This is a genomic window from Bradyrhizobium sp. LTSP857 (assembly GCF_000938285.1).
Taxonomy (GTDB): Bacteria; Pseudomonadota; Alphaproteobacteria; order Rhizobiales; family Xanthobacteraceae; genus Bradyrhizobium.
The window spans coordinates 379,517-397,576 of sequence record NZ_JYMS01000046.1 but is presented as its reverse complement, the minus strand read 5'-3'; the positions used below and the strand labels follow the sequence as shown (position 1 = coordinate 397,576).

Sequence of the window (18,060 nt, the reverse complement as noted above, 5' to 3'; positions counted from 1 at the left end):
AGAAGGAGAAGCTGCCATGGCTTTGGCGGAAGTTCGCGTAGAAGAGGTCGAGCCGATGGAGAATGAATCCCAGGCGCGCCCCGAAGAATTGCGACTGCTCGAAGCGCTGCTGTTTGCTTCGAATGAGCCGCTCGATACCGCGACGCTGGCCAAGCGCATGCCGGAGGGCATCGACGTCAAGGCCGCGCTCGAACAGCTGCAGGCCGAATATGCGTTGCGCGGGGTGAACCTCGTGCGCGTCGCCAACAAATGGACGTTCCGCACCGCCGGCGATCTCGCCTGGCTGATGACGCGTGAGAGCACCGAGACCCGGCGCCTGTCGCGTGCGGCGATCGAAGTGCTGGCGATCATCGCCTATCACCAGCCGGTGACGCGTGCCGAGATCGAGGAGATCCGCGGCGTCGTCACCTCGAAGGGTACGCTCGACGTGCTCCTGGAGACCGGCTGGATCAAGCCGCGCGGCCGTCGCAAGACGCCCGGCCGTCCGCTGACTTTCGGAACCACCGAGGACTTCCTGTCGCAGTTCACCCTGGAACAACTCGGCGATCTGCCGGGCCTCGAGGAGCTGAAGGGCACGGGCCTGCTGGATTCACGTCTGCCGACCGGATTCAGCGTCCCCACGCCGTCGGATGACCCGACGCTGCGCGAGGACGAGGATCCGCTGGAACCGGGTGAGGATCTCGATCTCGCGCTGGCGCCTGCGGTCGAACCCGAGACGCCAGAAGGCGGCAATGAGGGTGGCGAAGAGGGCTGATAACCTCGCCTTCTACGGGGCCCCTGCGACCAGTTAACACTAGCAAGATTACGTAGCGCCAACAGCGAATTGGCGCTGCCTTGGTCCTTGTTTTTGACACCTGCGAAGCCTAGGTTTCGGTGAAGATCGGCCGGGGTCCCCGGCCATGCGTGTTTGGAGGGTTGCAGGATGGGTTCGCTTAGCATTTGGCACTGGATCCTGGTGATCGCAGTCGTCCTGCTGCTGTTCGGCCGTGGCAAGATTTCGGATCTCATGGGCGACGTGGCACAGGGCATCAAGGCCTTCAAGAAGGGCATGCAGGACGACGACAAGGTCGCCGACAAGCCCGAGCCGTCCAAGTCCATCGAGCACACGGCTGCGCCGACCGCGGCGCGAACCGACGTCGGCAGCAAGGCCGTCTGAGCCAGGAGCACGCGAGACGCGGGTAGTGGCCCCGATCCTGCGCGTGAGGGATTGGGCCGATCGTGATTTCGCGTGAACGGAAGACGTCATGTTCGACATCGGGTGGAGTGAACTGGTCCTGATCGGGGTCGTGGCCCTGGTCGCCATCGGCCCGAAAGAGTTGCCGGGCGTGCTGCGCATGGTCGGTCAATGGATGGGCAAGGCCCGCAAGATGGCCGCCGAATTCCAGGGCCAGTTTCAGGAAGCGATGCGCGAGGCCGAGATGGCCGACCTCAAGAAGAGCTTTGACGAGGTCAAGGAAGCCGCGTCCGGCTTTGCCGGCAACAATTTGATGACCTCGCTCCAGAAGGACGTCAGCGACGCGCTCCGCGTCGATGCGCTCGACAAGCCGGCCGAGACGACCACGGCCGCTGCCGTCGAAGCGTCAGCGACTCCGAGTGAAGCGCCGGCGACTTCATCAAGTGAAGCGCCGGCCACACCGACTACGCCGGAAGCCCCGACGCCCGAGACGTTTGTGGAAGCCGAGGCGTACGCTGCGGTGAACGAGCCGCTCGCGATCGCCCGCGAGGTCGAACCGGCCGAGGTCAGCCAGGACACCGCGCCATCCGAGGCGATCAAGGACGCCAAAGCGTCATGAGCGACGCCGATATCGAAGCCAGCAAGGCGCCGTTGATGGACCATTTGATCGAGCTGCGTTCGCGGCTGATCAAGGCGCTGCTTGGCTTCGGCCTGGCCTTCATCTTCTGCTTCTTCTTCGCCAAGCAGATCTACAACGTGCTGGTCTGGCCGTTCGTGTGGATCGCTGGGCCGGAGAACTCGAAATTCATCTACACGGCGCTGCTGGAATATTTCATCACGCAGCTCAAGCTCGCGCTGTTCGGCGCCGGCTTCATCTCGTTCCCGATCGTCGCCACGCAGATCTACAAGTTCGTGGCACCGGGCCTTTACAAGCAGGAGAAGCAGGCCTTCCTGCCGTATCTGGTCGCGACACCGTTCTTCTTCGTGCTGGGCGCGGCGCTGGTCTATTTCGTCGTGCTGCCGATGCTGGTCCGCTTCTCGCTCGGTATGCAGCAGGCCGGCAGTGACGAGACCGCGCAGATCCAGCTGTTGCCCAAGGTCGGCGAATATCTGTCGCTGATGATGTCGCTGATCTTCGCCTTCGGCATTGCCTTCCAGCTTCCGGTAATCCTGACGCTGCTCGGCCGCATCGGCATCATCTCCTCGAAAATGCTGCGCGAGAAGCGACGCTATTTTATCGTCGTCGCGTTCATCATCGCGGCAGTGCTGACGCCGCCGGACGTGCTCAGCCAGTGCTCGCTCGCGATTCCGCTGCTCGCGCTCTATGAGGGTTCGATCATTGCGGTCTCGATGGTGGAGAAGAAGGCAGCCGCCGCGAAGGCTCCCTCCGGCACCGACGCGTCGTCGGACGCCAATCCGGCGGAGTAGGGCGCCGCCGCCCCGATGTCATTCCCCGCGAAAGCGGGGAATCCAGTACGCCGCGGCCCCTCGAAGAATCACTGCCGTCTCTGGAATACTGGATCGCCCGCTTTCGCGGGCGATGACAGCCGTGCTAGGGAGACCCGCTATCTGCAAACTTGCAACTCGGAAGCTGAAAGTTTGCAACCAGCCTCAGGACCACGGCCATGCACGACATCAAATCGATCCGCGACAATCCGCAAGCTTTTGACGCCGGCCTCGCCCGGCGGGGATCGAAGCCGCTGTCGGCTTCGCTGCTCGCGATCGACGAGACGCGGCGGGCGGCGATCCTGGCCTCGGAGCAGGCGCAGGCACGGCGCAATGCCGCCTCGAAGGAGATCGGCGACGCCAAGAAGGCGAAGGACGATGCGCGGGCGGCCATGCTGATGGCCGAGGTGGCGGAGCTCAAGACCACGATGCCGCAGCTCGAGGCCGCCGCCAAGGCAGCCGACGAGGAGCTGACGAAAGAGCTGTCCGCGATCCCGAACCTGCCGTTCGACGAAGTGCCCGATGGCGTCGACGAGCACGGCAATGTCCAGCACCACGTCTTCGGCGCCAAGCGCAACTACGCGTTTGCGCCGAAGCTGCATGACGACCTCGGCACCGCGCTCGGCTACATGGATTTCGAAACGGCAGCAAAACTCTCCGGCGCGCGCTTCGTCGTGCTGAAGAAGGGGCTGGCGCGCCTCGAGCGCGCGATCGGCCAGTTCATGCTCGACCTGCACACCAACGAGCACGGCTACACCGAGATCAATCCGCCGCTCATGGTTCGCGACGAAGTGATGTATGGCACTGCACAGCTACCTAAGTTCAGCGCGGATCAATTCCGAGTAGAAACTGAGGATGATCAAATAAGGAACGCCTACGTAAATTTCGAACTAGCTAAGCAGCACATCCTGGACTTTGCCGAAGGGAACGGCGTCCAGGCTGCACGCGAAGCAAAGCACGAAGTGTTAGGCTTTGAGTACAAGCAGAATCCTGACCGTCGTTGGCTCATTCCGACGGCGGAGGTCTCGCTGACAAATCTCGCGCGCGAATCCATCCTCGACGAGAAGCAATTGCCGATGCGGCTGACGGCGCTGACGCCGTGCTTCCGCGCCGAAGCCGGCGCTGCCGGGCGCGACACCCGCGGCATGATCCGCCAGCATCAGTTCACCAAGGTCGAGCTGGTCTCGATTACGACGCCGGAGACGAGCAAGGACGAGCTGGAGCGGATGCTTTCGTGTGCCGAGCAGGTGCTCCGGAAGCTCGACCTGCACTACCGCGTGATGACGCTGTGCACCGGAGACATGGGTTTTTCGTCGCAAAAAACCTATGACATCGAGGTCTGGATGCCCGGGCAGGGCGGCGGCGGCGCGTTCCGCGAGATCTCAAGCTGCTCGGTGTGCGGTGATTTCCAGGCACGCCGCATGGATGCGCGCTCGCGTGGGCCGGACGGCAAACCGCGCTTCGTGCACACGCTGAACGGCTCCGGCACGGCGGTTGGCCGCGCGCTGATCGCGGTGATGGAGACCTATCAGCAGGAGGACGGCTCGATCGCGGTCCCCGACGTGCTCCAGCCCTATATGGGCGGGCTGAAGGTCGTCGCGCGCGAGTAACGCTCCATTGCCGGGTGTTGCGGCAGAAACGTTTGGTTGCGAAGATCGGGCGGCCGGTTATCCTACCGGCCGCCCGTCAACGCGAACGAACCGTTCATGGCCTTGCACCGCGACATCTTCTGGGTCGGCAGACAATGGGCGGTGACCGGCGCTGGCGTTCAGGCCGTCGATCAACGCCTGCGTGGCGTGCTGGACATCGACGTCGCGCGACTCTGGGACGATGCCCATGTGCAGAGCCGGCGGGCCAAGCCCGGCGTCAATGTCGAGGATTTTGACAAGGCCGTGACGATGGCGCGGAGCCGCCATCCGCAGACGCCCGTGTCGGCTCCGATCATCGCGCAGCTCGAAGCGCTCGGTGTGATTGAAACATCGCCCGTCGAGAGCCCGGTCGTGCCGGCGATGAAGCTGCGTGCGGAGGGCAAGCTCGCGCGCTTCCTGCCGCAATGGCGAATCCGCCGCTAGCTAATAGTGCATTGGGCTCGGGTAGTTTGGTGTGATCCGGAAATACGTGCCCGGATCGGTCGCGTGCGAGCGATGCCGCGCCGGCATGCAGCCATGGCGCGTCGCGACCATGCCGCGGCCGCAGTCGCGCGACGGCTCCTCCGGTGACAATTTTGGCGACGCGTCGGTCTCCGGCTTGGCTGCGGCCGTGACGCAGGGAGCATCGCGCGGGCATCGCTTCGGCACGCATTGGCCCTTGGCGAATTCGAGATCGTAGACCTGCCCGGACATCGTGACCTGGCCGTTGCACAGGCACTGGCCCGCGACTGTCATCGCGCCGCCGATGCAATTCTCCGCATTGGCCCGCACGCATGTCCCGCCGGGGTCCGTCCCCGCCGGCATCAATTCGTAGCCGGCCGGACAGGTGCATTGTCCATTGCTCGCCGTGCCGCCGTTGCATGTGATTGTGATCAGCGCGCGTGGTGGGGCGGGGGACGCATCGATGATGCAGGCGCCGCCCTCGACATGGGAGTTGGGCGGACATGCGAGCGGGATGCTCGTCGCGCTGTTCTCGGCCGGGGTGGGAAGCGGACTTGGCTCCGGCGCTGCCAGGATCGGCGCGGGCGCAATTGGGGCCGGTTTGGCGACGCAGACGCTGTTGCGGAACTCCTGCCAGGGAAAGCAGCGGTCCGCAGGCTCCGAATCCTGCGCCCATCCGGCGCCTGCCATGCAGAGGCCGAGACCGAGGAGGATTGCGGCTGCAAAGCGGGTCATTCCGTGCCCAGTCGCCAGAAAATGCCCAGGAAAAATAGGATGCGGCGTTGCAGCACCGCAATGAGCTAGATCACAAAGGAGACGTGCATTTGTACCGGCCGAATTCTCGGATTCGGCCGGTTTGCCTGATCGGCCGTAGCCGGATAAGACGGCCTGACCCCATTTCAGGAATCGACCTCCGGCATGCGTATTCTCTGCACCAATGACGACGGCATCCACGCTCCCGGCCTCAAGGTCGTGGAGGAGATCGCACGCGCGCTGTCCGACGATGTCTGGGTGGTGGCGCCTGAGCTCGACCAGTCGGGCGTGTCGCATTCGCTGTCGCTGAACGATCCCCTGCGCCTGCGCGAAGTCGGCCCACAGCACTTCGCGGTGCGCGGCACGCCGACCGACTGCGTCATCATGGGCGCGCGCCATATTCTCGGCGCCAAGCTGCCCGACCTCGTGCTGTCCGGCGTCAACAAGGGCCGCAACGTTGCCGAGGACGTGGTCTATTCCGGCACCATTGCCGGTGCACTTGAAGGCACCATTCTGGGGATCCCATCCTTCGCGTTGTCGCAGGAATTCAGCGTCGAGACGCGCGAGCGGCCACTCTGGGATACCGCGCTTAAATTCGGGCCCGACATCCTGCGCAAGGTGATTGCTGCCGGCATCCCGAAGGACACGGTCATCAACGTCAACTTCCCGGCCTGTGCGCCGGAAGATGTGCTGGGCATCCGTGTGACGCGGCAGGGCAAGCGCAATCTCGGCTTCCTCAAGATCGACGAGCGCAGGGACGGTCGCGGCAACCCTTACTTCTGGATCGGCTTCGAACGCGCGGCGATGCTGGACACGCCTGCCGAAGGCACCGATCTCGCAGCGCTGCGCGAGCGCTACGTCTCGGTCACGCCGCTCAGGCTCGACCGCACCAACGAAGCGTTTTCGGAAGCGCTAAGCGTGACGCTGAAATAAGTAACGGCTTGGAAACAGGGCTAGCCGCCGCGCAGCGCGGCCTCGATGGTCTTGCCGAGGGCATCGAGCTGGAACGGCTTCTGAAGCGCCGGCCGGTCGCGATATTGCTCGGGCAGGCCCGACGAGCCGTAGCCGGTCGCGAAGATGAAGGGGCAGCCCTTCGCCTTGATCAGGTCGGCAACCGGCGAGATGACCTTGCCGTTGACGTTGACGTCGAGGATCGCGAGGTCGAATTCGGTCGATTGTGCAAGCCGCAGCGCCTCGGTGATATCGCCCGCTTCAGCCGCGACCTTGTAGCCGAGCTCTTCCAGCATATCTGCGACCATCATCCGGATCATGACCTCGTCCTCGACGAGGAACACAGAGCGGCCCGAAAGCCCTGTCGCAGTCATAACCGAGTCCTTGCCCATTCCGGAAAACGTTCGCAGATAACACCAAGCGACGCAATGCGCGTTTAGGCCAACGCAAATCCGCAAATAGCTTAATCTGTCGCGAGCCGATTGTGGTCAAGTGCTGCGCCGGAAGGCTATCATAGGTTCCTGAGCCGGAACAAGATTCTCGCCTGGGCCGTTGCGACGCAAACCATCGATCCAGCCCTCCGAGACGAACGTAGACAGCAATGACCTCCCATCAGCATCCGCCGGAAAAGATGATGTTTCAGCTCACGCTGAGGCGCCGGGGCATTAGCGATCAGGCCGTGCTGCGGACCATGGAGGAGGTGCCGCGCGAGCTGTTCGTCGAGGCCGGAGATCGCGACGGCGCCTATCGCGACAGCGCGCTGCCGATTGCTTGCGGGCAGACCATCAGCCAACCCTTCGTCGTCGCCTACATGACCGAGCAGCTCCAGCTCCAGAAGAGCCACCGCGTGCTAGAGATCGGCGCCGGCTCCGGCTATCAGGCCGCCGTGCTGTCGCGGCTGGCGGGCCAGGTGCTGACGGTCGAGCGCTACCGCAGGCTCGCGGATGCCGCGCGCGCCAGGCTTGAGAAGCTCAGCTTCCACAATGTCGAGGTGATGCTGGGAGACGGCCTCAATTTGCCCCCCAACATCGGGCCGTTCGACCGTATCATCGTCACCGCGGCGATGGAGCAGATTCCGGAGAACCTGATCGAACGGCTCGAGGTCGGTGGCATCCTGATCGCGCCAGTCGGCCCGCATCAGGGCGTGCAGACGCTGACCCGCCTCCGCCGGGGCGAGGCCGGCATCGAGCGCAAGGAACTCGTCGAGGTCCGCTTCGTGCCGGCGCTGCCGGGCGTGGCGCGGGAGCTGTAGAACTCCGGATTGGCTGTGCTGCCAACATCTTATTGGGAGGGTTAAGCCGTTATTTACTCGGCGCGTGTTTACTTAAAAGACCAGTTCTGTTGCGTACGAGTGAGTAACCATGTCTGTAGTCGCCGAGTTGCTTTACTCGCGCCGCGTGCCGCAGGTTGCGGTGCTGGCGCTGATCTCCTTCAGCTTTGCTGGGTGTAGCGCCGACATGCAGTCGCGGCTGTCCCAGTCGAATTTCTCCAATCCCTTTGCGTCCGAGCAGACCGGTTCGGTACAGCAGGCACCGCCGCCGCGCGAGCTGCCGCAATATGCGCGGCCGCAGACGCAGTCCGGCTACTACCAGTCTCAGCCCTTGCCGCCGCCAGCGGTTGCAGCCCCGCAATCCTATCCGGTTGCAGCGGGTGGGGGCGTCTCCGGAGGCGGACGTGGCCTCGGGTCCTATACGCCGCCGGCCCAGCCGCGTCTTGAAACCACCGGCACCGTGCCGCCGCGCTCGGTCGCGGCCGCCCAGCCGCCCGGCGGGACCAAGATCATCGTCGGCACCAGCGACACGCTCGACGTGCTCGCCAAACGCTATCACGTCACGCCGCAGGCGATCATGGCCGCCAACGGCTACAAGGGCCCGCGCGCGCTCTCGCCCGGCCAGCAACTGGTCATCCCGCATCCCGGAGCGACGGCTGCTGCGCCCGCGCCGCTGATGGCTCCGGTCGCGGCTGCTCCCGCGATGGCGCCCGTGGCGAAGCCGGTTGCGGCAATGGCCGCGCCGCCGAGCAGCCACTTCGTCAATCACGGCGACACGCTCGCCAGCATCGCGCGCAAGAACCATATCTCGGCGGCCGAGCTCGCCCGCGCCAATGGTCTAAACCCGTCGACAAAACTCAAGCTCGGCACCAAGCTGACCGTGCCCGGTGCCAGGACCGCCGCGCTCGCAGCACCGGTTGCTCCGGCGGCTGTCGCGGCCGTGCCCGTTGCGGCCGCGCTGCAACCCGTTGCAGCCGCGCCTGCGCCCGCAACCAAGATGGCTTCTATTGCCGCGCCGGCGCAGAGCGCGCGTCTGGCCCAGGCCACCACCAATATCGAAGAGAAGCCTGTCGAGACACCGGCGAAGGCTGCGGAGACCACCAGCTCGCTGCCGACCTTCCGCTGGCCGGTGCGTGGCAAGGTGATCACGAGCTACGGCGCCAAGACCAACGGCAAGTCCAATGACGGCATCAATGTCGCGGTGCCCGAAGGTACGCCGGTCAAGGCGGCTGAAGACGGTGTCGTTGCCTATTCCGGCAACGAGCTGAAGGGTTATGGCAATCTGGTCCTGGTTCGGCACTCCAACGGCTACGTCACCGCATATGCCCATGCGAGTGAGCTGATGGTGAAGCGCGGCGATACCATCAAGCGCGGTCAGGTCATTGCCAAGTCGGGTCAATCCGGGGAGGTGGCGTCGCCGCAGCTCCACTTCGAGATCCGTAAGGGATCGAGCCCGGTTGACCCGCTTCAATTCCTGAACGGGGCGTGAGGCGCGGGCCCGCAGAGCAGGCGTCACCACAAACGCGCCGTCGTCGCCCGGCTTGACCGGGCGACCCAGTACGCCGCGGCCTCTCGATTGATCACAGCCGTCTCTGGAATACTGGATCGCCCGCTTTCGCGGGCGATGACACCTGTGAAGGTGGCGACGTTCTCAGCACTACTTCGCCGTCAGCTTCACGCCGAGCCGTCCGGCAAGCTCCTGCACGAACTGCCAGGCGACGCGGCCTGAGCGCGAGCCGCGCGTGGTCGACCATTCCAGCGCTTCGCGTTCGAGCGCTTCATCGTCGACCTTGACGCCGAAATGGCTGCAATAGCCGCGCACCATGGCGAGGTATTCGTCCTGGCTACAGCGGTGGAAGCCGAGCCAGAGGCCGAAGCGATCCGACAGCGAGACCTTCTCCTCGACCGCTTCGCCGGGATTGATCGCGGTCGAGCGCTCGTTCTCGATCATCTCGCGCGCGAGCAAATGGCGGCGGTTGGAGGTGGCGTAGAGGATGACGTTTTCGGGCCGCCCCTCGATGCCGCCTTCGAGCACGGCCTTGAGCGATTTGTACGAGGCGTCGTTGCCGTCGAAGGAGAGATCGTCGCAGAACACGATGAAGCGGAAGGACGAGGCGCGCAATTGCTCCATCAGTGCGGGCAGGCTTTCGATGTCCTCGCGATGGATTTCGATCAGCTTCAGTTTCTCGGAGGCCTTGCGGTCCGCGTTGATGCTGGCGTGCGCCGCCTTCACCAGTGACGACTTGCCCATGCCGCGCGCGCCCCAGAGCAGGGCGTTGTTGGCGGGCAGTCCATTGGCGAAGCGTTCGGTGTTCTCCATCAGGATGTCGCGCATCCGGTCGACCCCCTTCAAAAGGAACAGCTCGACGCGGCTGACCCGAGGCACCGCGGCGAGGCGGCCGTCTGGGTGCCAGACATAGGCATCCGCCTGCGCGAACGATTCGGGCGTTGCGGCCGGCTTCCCCTGGGCGGCGAGGTGGGCCGCAATGGTCTCCAGCGCGCGGACGATGCGCTCCTGGGAGAGGTCGATGGGGGCTGCCTTGATGGCTACCTTGAGGCGTTTTGCCGCGACGCGGGCGGGCTTTCCGGCAGGGGTACGGGGGCCTTTGCCGGCCGGGCTTTTGCTTGGTTTTCTGGGCATGTCCGAAGTTCCTGAGAATGCAGCCTTATCGGGCCTGAAGCCGTGCCGCAAGGTGGCTAAATCGACGGTCTGGCAGCGTTGCAATTGGGGCGGTGGCCGCTATAGTCCGCGCGAATTTGACCGAACCGGTCGCCCCAGGGGCCTGACCGGTTTTCCCCCGTTTCCACGAGGATCGTCCGAATGTTCATTACTCCTGCGTATGCCCAGGCTGCGGGCGCCGGCGACACCAACAGCATGTTGATGTCGCTGCTGCCGTTCGCCCTGATCTTCGTGATCATGTACTTCCTGATTCTGCGTCCGCAGCAGAAGAAGGTGAAGGACCATGCCGAACTCGTGAAGAACATCCGCCGCGGCGACACCGTCGTCACCTCGGGCGGCCTCGTCGGCAAGGTCACCAAGGTGGTCGATGACGACCAGATCGAGTTCGAGATCGCCGACGGCGTACGTGTGCGCCAGATGCGTTCGATGGTCTCTGGCGTGCGCGCCAAGGGCGAGCCGGCCAAAGAAAGCGCGAAGGAAAGCGCCAAGGACGACACCGCGGCGAAGTGAGCGTCCGCGCGAGTCTCTCAAATCTCCTGATCTGACAGGTCCAGTCGATGTTGTATTTCACGCGGTGGAGGGCGCTCGGGATTATCCTGACGGCGCTGATCGTGTGCCTCTGCGCGGTCCCGAACTTCTTCCCCGAGGCGCAGGTCAAGACCTGGCCGGCCTGGGCGCAGCGTCGGCTGGTGCTTGGCCTCGACCTCCAGGGCGGCTCCTATCTGCTGCTCGAGGTCGATTCCGCCTACGTGAAGAAAGAGAAGCTCGACCAGGTCCGCGACGATGTCCGTCGCGCGCTGCGCGATGCCAAGATCGGCTATACCGGCCTTGTGACGCGCGGCGACACGGTCGAAGTCCGGGTCAAGGACACCGACCTCCAGACGGCTTTCGCCAAGCTGCGTGACCTGGCGCAGCCGATCGGTGGCCTGCTCGGGTCGAGCAGCCAGCGCGACCTTGAGGTGACCGATGCCGGCGGCGGATTGATCCGCCTGGCGCTGTCGCAGCCCGCGATGGTCGAGCGCATGCGCAAGACCATCGAGCAATCGATCCAGATCGTCGAACGCCGCGTCAACGAACTTGGCACCGTCGAGCCCGTGATCCAGCGCCAGGGCAACGACCGCATCCTGGTGCAGGTCCCGGGCCTTCAGGATCCGACCCATCTGAAGGAACTGCTCGGCAAGACCGCGAAGATGGAATTCCGGATGGTCGACACCTCCGTGCCGCCGGACCAGGCGCAGCGGGGTGGAGTGCCGCCGGAATCCGAGCTGTTGATGAGCCAGAGCTCGCCGAAGGTGCCTTACGTCGTCAAGAAGCAGGTGCTGGTCTCGGGCGCCGAGCTCAACGATGCGCAGACCGGGTTTGACCAGCGTACCAACGAGCCGATCGTCTCCTTCCGCTTCAATTCGACCGGCGCCCGCAAGTTCGCGCAGGCTACGCAGGAAAACGTGGGTCTGCCGTTTGCGATCGTGCTCGACAATGAGGTGATCTCGGCACCTGTCATTCGCGAGCCCATCACGGGCGGGCAGGGGCAGATCTCGGGCAGCTTCACGGTCCAGTCCGCCAACGATCTCGCGATCCTGATGCGCGCCGGCGCGCTGCCGGCGCCGCTCACGGTGGTCGAAGAGCGTACAGTCGGTCCGGGCCTCGGCCAGGACTCGATCGAGAAGGGCGAGCTTGCGGCCTATGTCGGCTCGATCATGGTCATCGTGTTCATGCTGCTGACCTATCGGTTGTTCGGCGTGTTCGCCAACATCGCGGTGGCGATCAACGTCGCGATGATCTTCGGCCTGCTGTCGCTGCTCAATGCCACGCTGACACTGCCCGGCATCGCCGGCATCGTGCTCACCGTCGGCATTGCGGTCGATTCCAACGTGCTGATCTATGAGCGCATCCGCGAGGAGCTGCGCGGCGGCCGCAACGCGATCTCGGCCATCGATGCCGGGTTCAAGCGGGCGCTTGCGACCATCCTCGATTCCAACATCACGACCTTCATTGCCGCTGCTGTGCTGTTCTATATCGGCACCGGCCCAGTGCGCGGCTTCGCCGTGACGCTCGGCATCGGCATCATCACCACGGTATTCACCGCCTTTACGCTGACCCGGCTGATCGTGGCTGGGTGGGTGCGGTGGAAGCGGCCGCAGAGCGTGCCGATCTAGGAGCCTGACCGTGACTCACATTGTTCTCATCGGGCTCGGCATCCTGATTGCTGTCCTCACCGTGGTTTCGGTGTTCGGCTGGCTGCCGTCGCTGCGCATCGTCCCGGACGATACGCATTTCGATTTCACGCGCTTCCGCCGCATCAGCTTCCCGATTTCGGCGGCGCTGTCGATCGTCGCCATCACGCTATTCTTCACCCACGGCCTGAATTTCGGCATCGACTTCCGCGGCGGCACGCTGCTGGAGGTGCGGGCCAAGTCCGGCACCGCCGACATCGCAGCGATGCGCACGACACTGGATGGTCTGCGCCTGGGCGAAGTCCAGATCCAGCAAATCGGCGGTCCCGCGGACGTCCTGATCCGCGTCGCGGAGCAGCCCGGCGGTGATGCCGCCCAGCAGGAAGCCGTGCAGAAAGTCCGCGGCGCGCTCGGTGATTCCTTCGAATATCGCCGCGTCGAGGTGGTCGGTCCGCGCGTCTCCGGCGAGTTGCTGGCCTTCGGCATGCTCGGCCTGATGCTCGCGATCGTCTCGATCCTGATTTACCTCTGGTTCCGGTTCGAATGGCAGTTCGCGCTCGGCGCCATGATCGCCAACGTGCACGATATCGTGCTGACGATCGGCTTCATGTCGATCAGCCAGGTCGATTTCGACTTGACCAGCATCGCCGCGCTTCTGACCATTCTCGGCTATTCGCTCAACGACACCGTCGTCATCTATGACCGCATCCGTGAAATGCTGCGGCGCTACAAGAAGATGCCGATGCCGCAGCTGCTCAACGAGTCCATCAACTCGACGCTGTCGCGCTCGATCATCACCCACTTCACTGTGACACTGGCGCTGCTGGCGCTGCTGCTGTTCGGCGGGCATGCCATTCACAGCTTCACGGCCGTCATGATGTTCGGCGTGGTGCTGGTCGGCACCTACACCTCGATCTTCATCGCGGCGCCGATCCTGATCTATCTCGGCGTCGGCGAGCATCGCGAGGATGCGGTCGAAGTGACTACGCCGGCGAAGAAAAACAAGGCATGATCCGAACCGCATGCCCTCGCAAGCGTTTGCGACGGCAGTAAGCTCATTCGGACGAAGCGCATGGCCGGCGATCCCAACGCACCGCATTTCCCGCGCTCGGCGCCAATTGAGGCCTATGGCAAGGGCGGCTTTGCCTTTGCGGGCATGTCGCATCGGGGCTCGCTGCTCTGCCTGCCCGACGCGATCTGGGCCTGGGACGTGACCGATCCCGCCAGGATCGACCGCTATTCGCTTGAGCGGGTTTTCACCGCTGCCAACAGCATCGACACGCTTCTGGTCGGCACTGGAACCGGGGTCTGGCTGCCGCCGCCGGAGCTGCGACAGGCCTTGAGGGCGGTGAGAGTGGTGCTGGACACGATGCAGACCGGTCCCGCCGTGCGCACCTACAACATCATGATCGGCGAACGGCGTCGCGTCGCGGCCGCGCTGATCGCCGTGCCATGAACAGCACTACGCCGGTTGCCGATAATGAGGCCTTCTGCGCCGACCTCGTCCGCAGCCATGACTTCCCGCGTTATGCCGCAACGCTGTTCGTGCCCGCCGTCGAGCGTCGCGCGCTGCTGGCGCTCTACGCCTTCAATGTCGAGATCGTCCGCGTCCGCGATCAGGTGAGCCAGCCCTTGCCCGGCGAAATCCGCCTGCAATGGTGGACCGACATGCTGTCAGGCCACGCCCATGGCAGCGTCGAGGGCAATCCGGTCGCGGCAGAGCTACTGCGGGCGATCCGCGATTTCGAGGTGCCGGTCGAGCCATTGTCGCTGCTCGCCGACGAGCACCAGTTCGATCTCTACAACGATCCGATGCCGACGATGACGGCGCTCGAAGGCTATCTGTCCGCGACCTGTTCGGCGTTGTTCACGCTCGCAGCCCGGATCATGGCGCCGCCTTCGGAAGCCGTCGAGCATCTCGCGCGGCACGCCGGGCTGGCGCAGGGCATCGCGCAGGTGATTACTAATTTGCCGCGCGATGCAGCGCACCGGCAACTGTTCCTGCCGCAGCAGATTCTGGATAGCCACGACTGCGGGATGGAAGATGTCTTTGCCGGTAAGGAGAGCTCCAATCTCGGGGCTGTCTTGGATCAGCTCGTGAGCGAGGCGCAGCAACATTTGGCAACGGCCATATCGGTGCTCGCGGAGGTGCCGCCGTCGGTCCGGCCCGCGTTTCTGCCGCTAAGCCAGGCACGGGCCGATCTCAAGCGCCTGTCGCGGCCGAGGCGCAATCCGTTCGCGCCGCAGCCGGCGTCGCGGTTGCGCACGCTGTGGACGCTGTGGCGGGCTTCACGATCGCGGGAATTTACCAAATAGCGCTCGGCTTATCGCCCGGGCCGGCCAAATGCTCTATGCTGTCCTATGGCCGAGTTGTCCCAAACCGTATCCTCCGATCCTAGCAGCTTTCCGGTCGCACCGAGCGACATTCATGCCGCTGCCGCTACGATCCGGGGCGCCGTGGTCGAAACGCCCTGTAGCTACAGCCGGACGCTGAGCAACATCTGCGGCTGCGAGATCTGGCTCAAATTCGAGAACCTCCAATTCACCTCCTCGTTCAAGGAGCGCGGCGCGCTGAACCGGCTCACGGCGCTGACGCCGGAAGAACGTGCGCGCGGCGTGGTCGCGATGTCGGCGGGAAACCATGCGCAGGGCGTGGCCTATCACGCCAAGCGGCTCGGCATTCCCGCCACCATCGTGATGCCCGTGGGCACACCGATGGTGAAGGTCGAGAATACCAGGCATCACGGTGCTGAGGTGGTCGTTACCGGCGCGACGCTGGAGGAGGCTGCCGCGTTCGCGCGAAGCCACGGCGAGGCCCGCGACATGATCTTCGTCCACCCTTACGACGATCCGCTGGTCATTGCGGGGCAGGGCACGGTCGGGCTTGAGATGCTCACGGCGGTGCCGGAGCTCGATACGCTGGTCGTCCCGATCGGCGGCGGTGGCCTGATCAGCGGCATTGCCATAGCCGCGAAGTCCTTGAAGCCATCATTGCGGATTCTGGGCGTCGAGGCCTGGCTCTATCCCTCGATGTACAACGCCATCCACGGCGGCACTCTGCCCGCGCGTGGCGATACGCTGGCCGAAGGCATTGCGGTGAAATCGCCCGGTAAGATTACCACCGAGATCGTCCGCCACCTCGTCGACGACATTGCGCTCGTCAACGAAGCCGAGCTCGAGCGCGCGGTCGCAACCCTGATCTCGATCGAGAAGACGGTCGTCGAGGGCGCCGGCGCCGCGGGCCTCGCGGCGGTCATGTCAGATCCGTCGCGCTTCGCCGGCCAGAAAGTCGGGCTGGTCCTGAGCGGAGGCAATATCGACACAAGGCTGATCGCCTCGGTGCTCACGCGTGAGCTTGCGCGCGAGGGCCGGCTGACCCAATTGTCGCTCGATATCCCCGACCGGCCCGGGCAATTGGCCGCGGTCGCGGCGCTGCTGGCCGAGGCCGGCGCCAACATCATCGAGGTCTCGCACCAGCGGACGTTCTCCGATCTGCCGGCTAAGGCGACACTGCTGCAACTCGTCATCGAAACCCGCGATAGCGCGCATCTCGACGAGGTCATGGCCAAGCTCGGCGCATCCGGGCTGAGCGCACGCTGCACCTGAGCGTCGCTATCGCGGCGCCAAACCTGCGAGGTGGCCGATCAGCCGATCGATCTCGGCCTCCGTGTTGTAGTAATGCGGGGATGCGCGCACGAGCACCGGCAGGGAGCGCACCTCGGAGTCGATGCGGGTGCTCGATGGATCCGATGCGCCGATCGTGATGCCGGCCGCGCCGGCGCTGGTGACGATGGCCTCGGCCTCATACCCCTCCATCGTGAAGCTGACGATGGCACCCGGCGTGCGTCCGAGGTCACGAATTTTGATGCCGCGAATGGAGGTGAGGCCGCTGCGAAGGCGGTCCGCAAGCATGCGGCAGCGCTGTTCGATCGGGCCTATTCCGATATCCAGGGCGTAATCGATGGCCGCGCCGAGTCCCAGCCGGGCTGCGTAGTTGTTCTCCCAGGTCTCGAAACGACGCGCATCGTCGCGGAGCCGGTACTCATCCCGCGAGACCCAGGGCGCCGCGAAGTGGTCGATCATCGGGGGCTCGAGCTGTTGCAGCAGCGCCCGGCGGACGTAGAGAAAGCCGGTCCCCCGCGGGCCGCGCAAAAACTTGCGGCCGGTCGCCGATAACATGTCGCAGCCTACCGCTTCGACGTCGACTTGCATCTGGCCGACCGCCTGGCAGGCGTCGAGGAGGTAGGGGATACCTCGCGCTCGCGCGATCTTGCCGATCGCTGCGGCAGGGTTGACGAGCCCGCCATTGGTCGGAACCCAGGTAATAGCGATCAGTTTCACGCGCTCATCGATCATGCGCTCGAGCGCGTGGATGTCGAGCTCGCCGCTGGCATCGCTCGGCACGACCTCGATGATCGCGCCCGTCCGCTTGGCGACCTGAAGAAACGCGACATAATTGGCGGCATATTCCGCCTCGGCGGTCAGGATGCGATCGCCGGTGCGGAACGGCAGCGCATAGAATGCCATCTGCCAGGCAACCGTCGCGTTCTCCACGAGGGCGATTTCGTCCGGCGCGGCATTCAGCAGGCGCGCTACCGAGCCGTAGACGGCATCAAGCCGATCGGATTCCCGGTCGGCGGCAGCATAGCCGCCAATCTCGCCTTCCAGATCGATATGCTGCTTCATCGCCTCGATAATCGGCGCGGGCATGAGAGCGGCCCCCGCGTTATGGAGGTATGTGAGCCGGCTGGTGGCAGGCGTGTCGGCACGTATTCGCGCGATGTCGATCAACTGGGCCTCCGCTTCTCGCCATCTTTCTGCATGAATTAGACGCGCCGAACAATGCGGGCAAGATGGCGGACAGCAAGGAACAATGCCTGGCGTCGTTCAGATGCAGAGGCCGAGCAGCTTGATGTGGCAGTTGCTGGATTTGGGCTTGCTCGCGGGAGAGGCCTCGCGTTTTACGGCGACCAGCGGCTCCGTGTCCTTCTTGCCCTTGCCACGCTTCTGCTCGTAATCGCCGGCGATCTCCATGGCCCAATAGGTGCGCTTGCCGCTGGCATTCTTGGCGCTCGCGATTCCGACGCGGGAGGCGTCATGCAGAAGCAGGTTCTTGCGGTGGCCGGAGGAGTCGATCCACTGGCCGAGCGTCTTCTCGAAATTGTCGTAGCCGTAAGCAATGTTCTCGGCGGCACGGCCCGCGCCGGCCGGTGCGATGCGCCTGTTGAACGGGCCGAGCGTCTCGTGGCTGAGATCATCCTTCGCCGCCATCGCCCGTGCCTGGTCCATCGCAATGCGGTCGAGGGTGGCATCGCGCACGACGCGGACCTCACCATGCTTGAGGCGGAAGCTGGAGATCTGCTCTGCCGGAGATTCGGCCATTGCGGGTGCGGTGGCCAGCAACAGAAGGCCGGCGATCAGGCCGCCAGCCACGCGATGCATCTTCGTCCCCCGAGTCTCCATAACTCCGCCAAACCTGCGTTATCCGACTGCTTCTCTATCGCCAATGTGGACGCTTCAAG

20 protein-coding genes are annotated in these 18,060 nt (G+C 64.5%); 15 read left to right on the top strand and 5 right to left on the bottom strand.

Annotated features, from left to right (window positions below; all coding sequences use genetic code 11):
* The first annotated feature begins 16 nt into the window (after positions 1 to 16).
* The 6 genes from scpB (at position 17) to UP06_RS31285 (ending at position 4,692) form a co-directional block, all read left to right on the top strand.
* The gene (gene scpB, locus UP06_RS31310; protein WP_045007528.1) at positions 17 to 754 is read left to right on the top strand and encodes an SMC-Scp complex subunit ScpB; all 738 of its coding nucleotides are present in this window, start codon (positions 17 to 19) and stop codon (positions 752 to 754) included.
* 168 nt (positions 755 to 922) lie between these two features.
* Positions 923 to 1,156, top strand: coding sequence for a twin-arginine translocase TatA/TatE family subunit (locus UP06_RS31305; RefSeq protein ID WP_045007527.1), 234 nt, complete (start codon positions 923 to 925; stop codon positions 1,154 to 1,156).
* An 88-nt stretch (positions 1,157 to 1,244) separates the two neighbouring features.
* On the top strand, positions 1,245 to 1,793 hold the full coding sequence (gene tatB / locus UP06_RS31300; RefSeq protein WP_045007526.1) for a Sec-independent protein translocase protein TatB: 549 nt from the start codon (positions 1,245 to 1,247) through the stop codon (positions 1,791 to 1,793).
* On the top strand, positions 1,790 to 2,602 hold the full coding sequence (tatC, locus tag UP06_RS31295) for a twin-arginine translocase subunit TatC (RefSeq protein WP_045007525.1): 813 nt from the start codon (positions 1,790 to 1,792) through the stop codon (positions 2,600 to 2,602). Before tatB ends, tatC begins: the two co-directional genes overlap by 4 nt.
* Positions 2,603 to 2,799: 197 nt before the next feature.
* Positions 2,800 to 4,230 (top strand): serine--tRNA ligase, encoded by a 1,431-nt coding sequence (gene serS / locus UP06_RS31290; protein ID WP_045007524.1) that lies wholly within the window; start codon positions 2,800 to 2,802, stop codon positions 4,228 to 4,230.
* Positions 4,231 to 4,326: 96 nt separating this feature from the next.
* The gene (locus UP06_RS31285) at positions 4,327 to 4,692 is read left to right on the top strand and encodes a hypothetical protein (protein ID WP_045007523.1); all 366 of its coding nucleotides are present in this window, start codon (positions 4,327 to 4,329) and stop codon (positions 4,690 to 4,692) included.
* Here the strand turns inward: UP06_RS31285 and UP06_RS31280 are convergent, their stop codons facing one another.
* Entirely contained in the window at positions 4,693 to 5,445 is a 753-nt protein-coding gene (locus UP06_RS31280; protein WP_045007522.1) for a hypothetical protein, read from the bottom strand.
* Between the two features lie 183 nt (positions 5,446 to 5,628).
* Here UP06_RS31280 and surE point away from each other — a divergent pair, with 183 nt between their 5' ends.
* Positions 5,629 to 6,396, top strand: coding sequence for a 5'/3'-nucleotidase SurE (surE, locus tag UP06_RS31275; RefSeq protein WP_045007521.1), 768 nt, complete (start codon positions 5,629 to 5,631; stop codon positions 6,394 to 6,396).
* Positions 6,397 to 6,416: 20 nt separating this feature from the next.
* On the opposite strand, the gene UP06_RS31270 is transcribed toward surE, so the two are convergent.
* Positions 6,417 to 6,788, bottom strand: a complete 372-nt coding sequence (locus UP06_RS31270; protein ID WP_045007645.1) for a response regulator — start codon at positions 6,786 to 6,788, stop codon at positions 6,417 to 6,419.
* 227 nt (positions 6,789 to 7,015) lie between these two features.
* On the opposite strand from UP06_RS31270, the gene UP06_RS31265 reads away from it, so the two are divergent.
* The gene (locus UP06_RS31265; protein WP_156163345.1) at positions 7,016 to 7,666 is read left to right on the top strand and encodes a protein-L-isoaspartate(D-aspartate) O-methyltransferase; all 651 of its coding nucleotides are present in this window, start codon (positions 7,016 to 7,018) and stop codon (positions 7,664 to 7,666) included.
* Positions 7,667 to 7,775: 109 nt separating this feature from the next.
* Positions 7,776 to 9,173 (top strand): LysM peptidoglycan-binding domain-containing M23 family metallopeptidase, encoded by a 1,398-nt coding sequence (locus UP06_RS31260; protein WP_045007520.1) that lies wholly within the window; start codon positions 7,776 to 7,778, stop codon positions 9,171 to 9,173.
* A gap of 168 nt (positions 9,174 to 9,341) precedes the next feature.
* Here the strand turns inward: UP06_RS31260 and UP06_RS31255 are convergent, their stop codons facing one another.
* On the bottom strand, positions 9,342 to 10,325 hold the full coding sequence (locus tag UP06_RS31255; RefSeq protein WP_045007519.1) for an ATP-binding protein: 984 nt from the start codon (positions 10,323 to 10,325) through the stop codon (positions 9,342 to 9,344).
* A 180-nt stretch (positions 10,326 to 10,505) separates the two neighbouring features.
* Between UP06_RS31255 and yajC the strand changes: the two genes are divergently transcribed.
* Genes yajC through UP06_RS31225 form a run of 6 tightly spaced genes read left to right on the top strand, consistent with a single transcriptional unit; the run spans position 10,506 to position 16,144 of the window.
* Positions 10,506 to 10,874: a preprotein translocase subunit YajC gene (gene yajC / locus UP06_RS31250; RefSeq protein WP_045007518.1), complete on the top strand. Its 369-nt coding sequence runs from the start codon at positions 10,506 to 10,508 to the stop codon at positions 10,872 to 10,874.
* 47 nt (positions 10,875 to 10,921) lie between these two features.
* Positions 10,922 to 12,520, top strand: a complete 1,599-nt coding sequence (gene secD / locus UP06_RS31245; protein WP_045007517.1) for a protein translocase subunit SecD — start codon at positions 10,922 to 10,924, stop codon at positions 12,518 to 12,520.
* Positions 12,521 to 12,530: 10 nt separating this feature from the next.
* Positions 12,531 to 13,550 (top strand): protein translocase subunit SecF, encoded by a 1,020-nt coding sequence (secF, locus tag UP06_RS31240; RefSeq protein ID WP_050032280.1) that lies wholly within the window; start codon positions 12,531 to 12,533, stop codon positions 13,548 to 13,550.
* A 60-nt stretch (positions 13,551 to 13,610) separates the two neighbouring features.
* Entirely contained in the window at positions 13,611 to 13,994 is a 384-nt protein-coding gene (locus tag UP06_RS31235) for an Mth938-like domain-containing protein (protein WP_045007515.1), read from the top strand.
* On the top strand, positions 13,991 to 14,854 hold the full coding sequence (locus tag UP06_RS31230; protein WP_045007514.1) for a phytoene/squalene synthase family protein: 864 nt from the start codon (positions 13,991 to 13,993) through the stop codon (positions 14,852 to 14,854). Before UP06_RS31235 ends, UP06_RS31230 begins: the two co-directional genes overlap by 4 nt.
* A 45-nt stretch (positions 14,855 to 14,899) precedes the next feature.
* Complete coding sequence (locus tag UP06_RS31225; RefSeq protein ID WP_045007513.1) at positions 14,900 to 16,144, top strand: threonine ammonia-lyase; 1,245 nt, start codon at positions 14,900 to 14,902, stop codon at positions 16,142 to 16,144.
* Between the two features lie 6 nt (positions 16,145 to 16,150).
* Here the strand turns inward: UP06_RS31225 and UP06_RS31220 are convergent, their stop codons facing one another.
* Together UP06_RS31220 and UP06_RS31215 are read right to left on the bottom strand one after the other, a co-directional pair.
* Positions 16,151 to 17,329, bottom strand: a complete 1,179-nt coding sequence (locus tag UP06_RS31220) for an aminotransferase class V-fold PLP-dependent enzyme (protein ID WP_045007512.1) — start codon at positions 17,327 to 17,329, stop codon at positions 16,151 to 16,153.
* Between the two features lie 96 nt (positions 17,330 to 17,425).
* The gene (locus UP06_RS31215) at positions 17,426 to 17,980 is read right to left on the bottom strand and encodes a CAP domain-containing protein (RefSeq protein ID WP_045007511.1); all 555 of its coding nucleotides are present in this window, start codon (positions 17,978 to 17,980) and stop codon (positions 17,426 to 17,428) included.
* Positions 17,981 to 18,060: the final 80 nt, after the last annotated feature.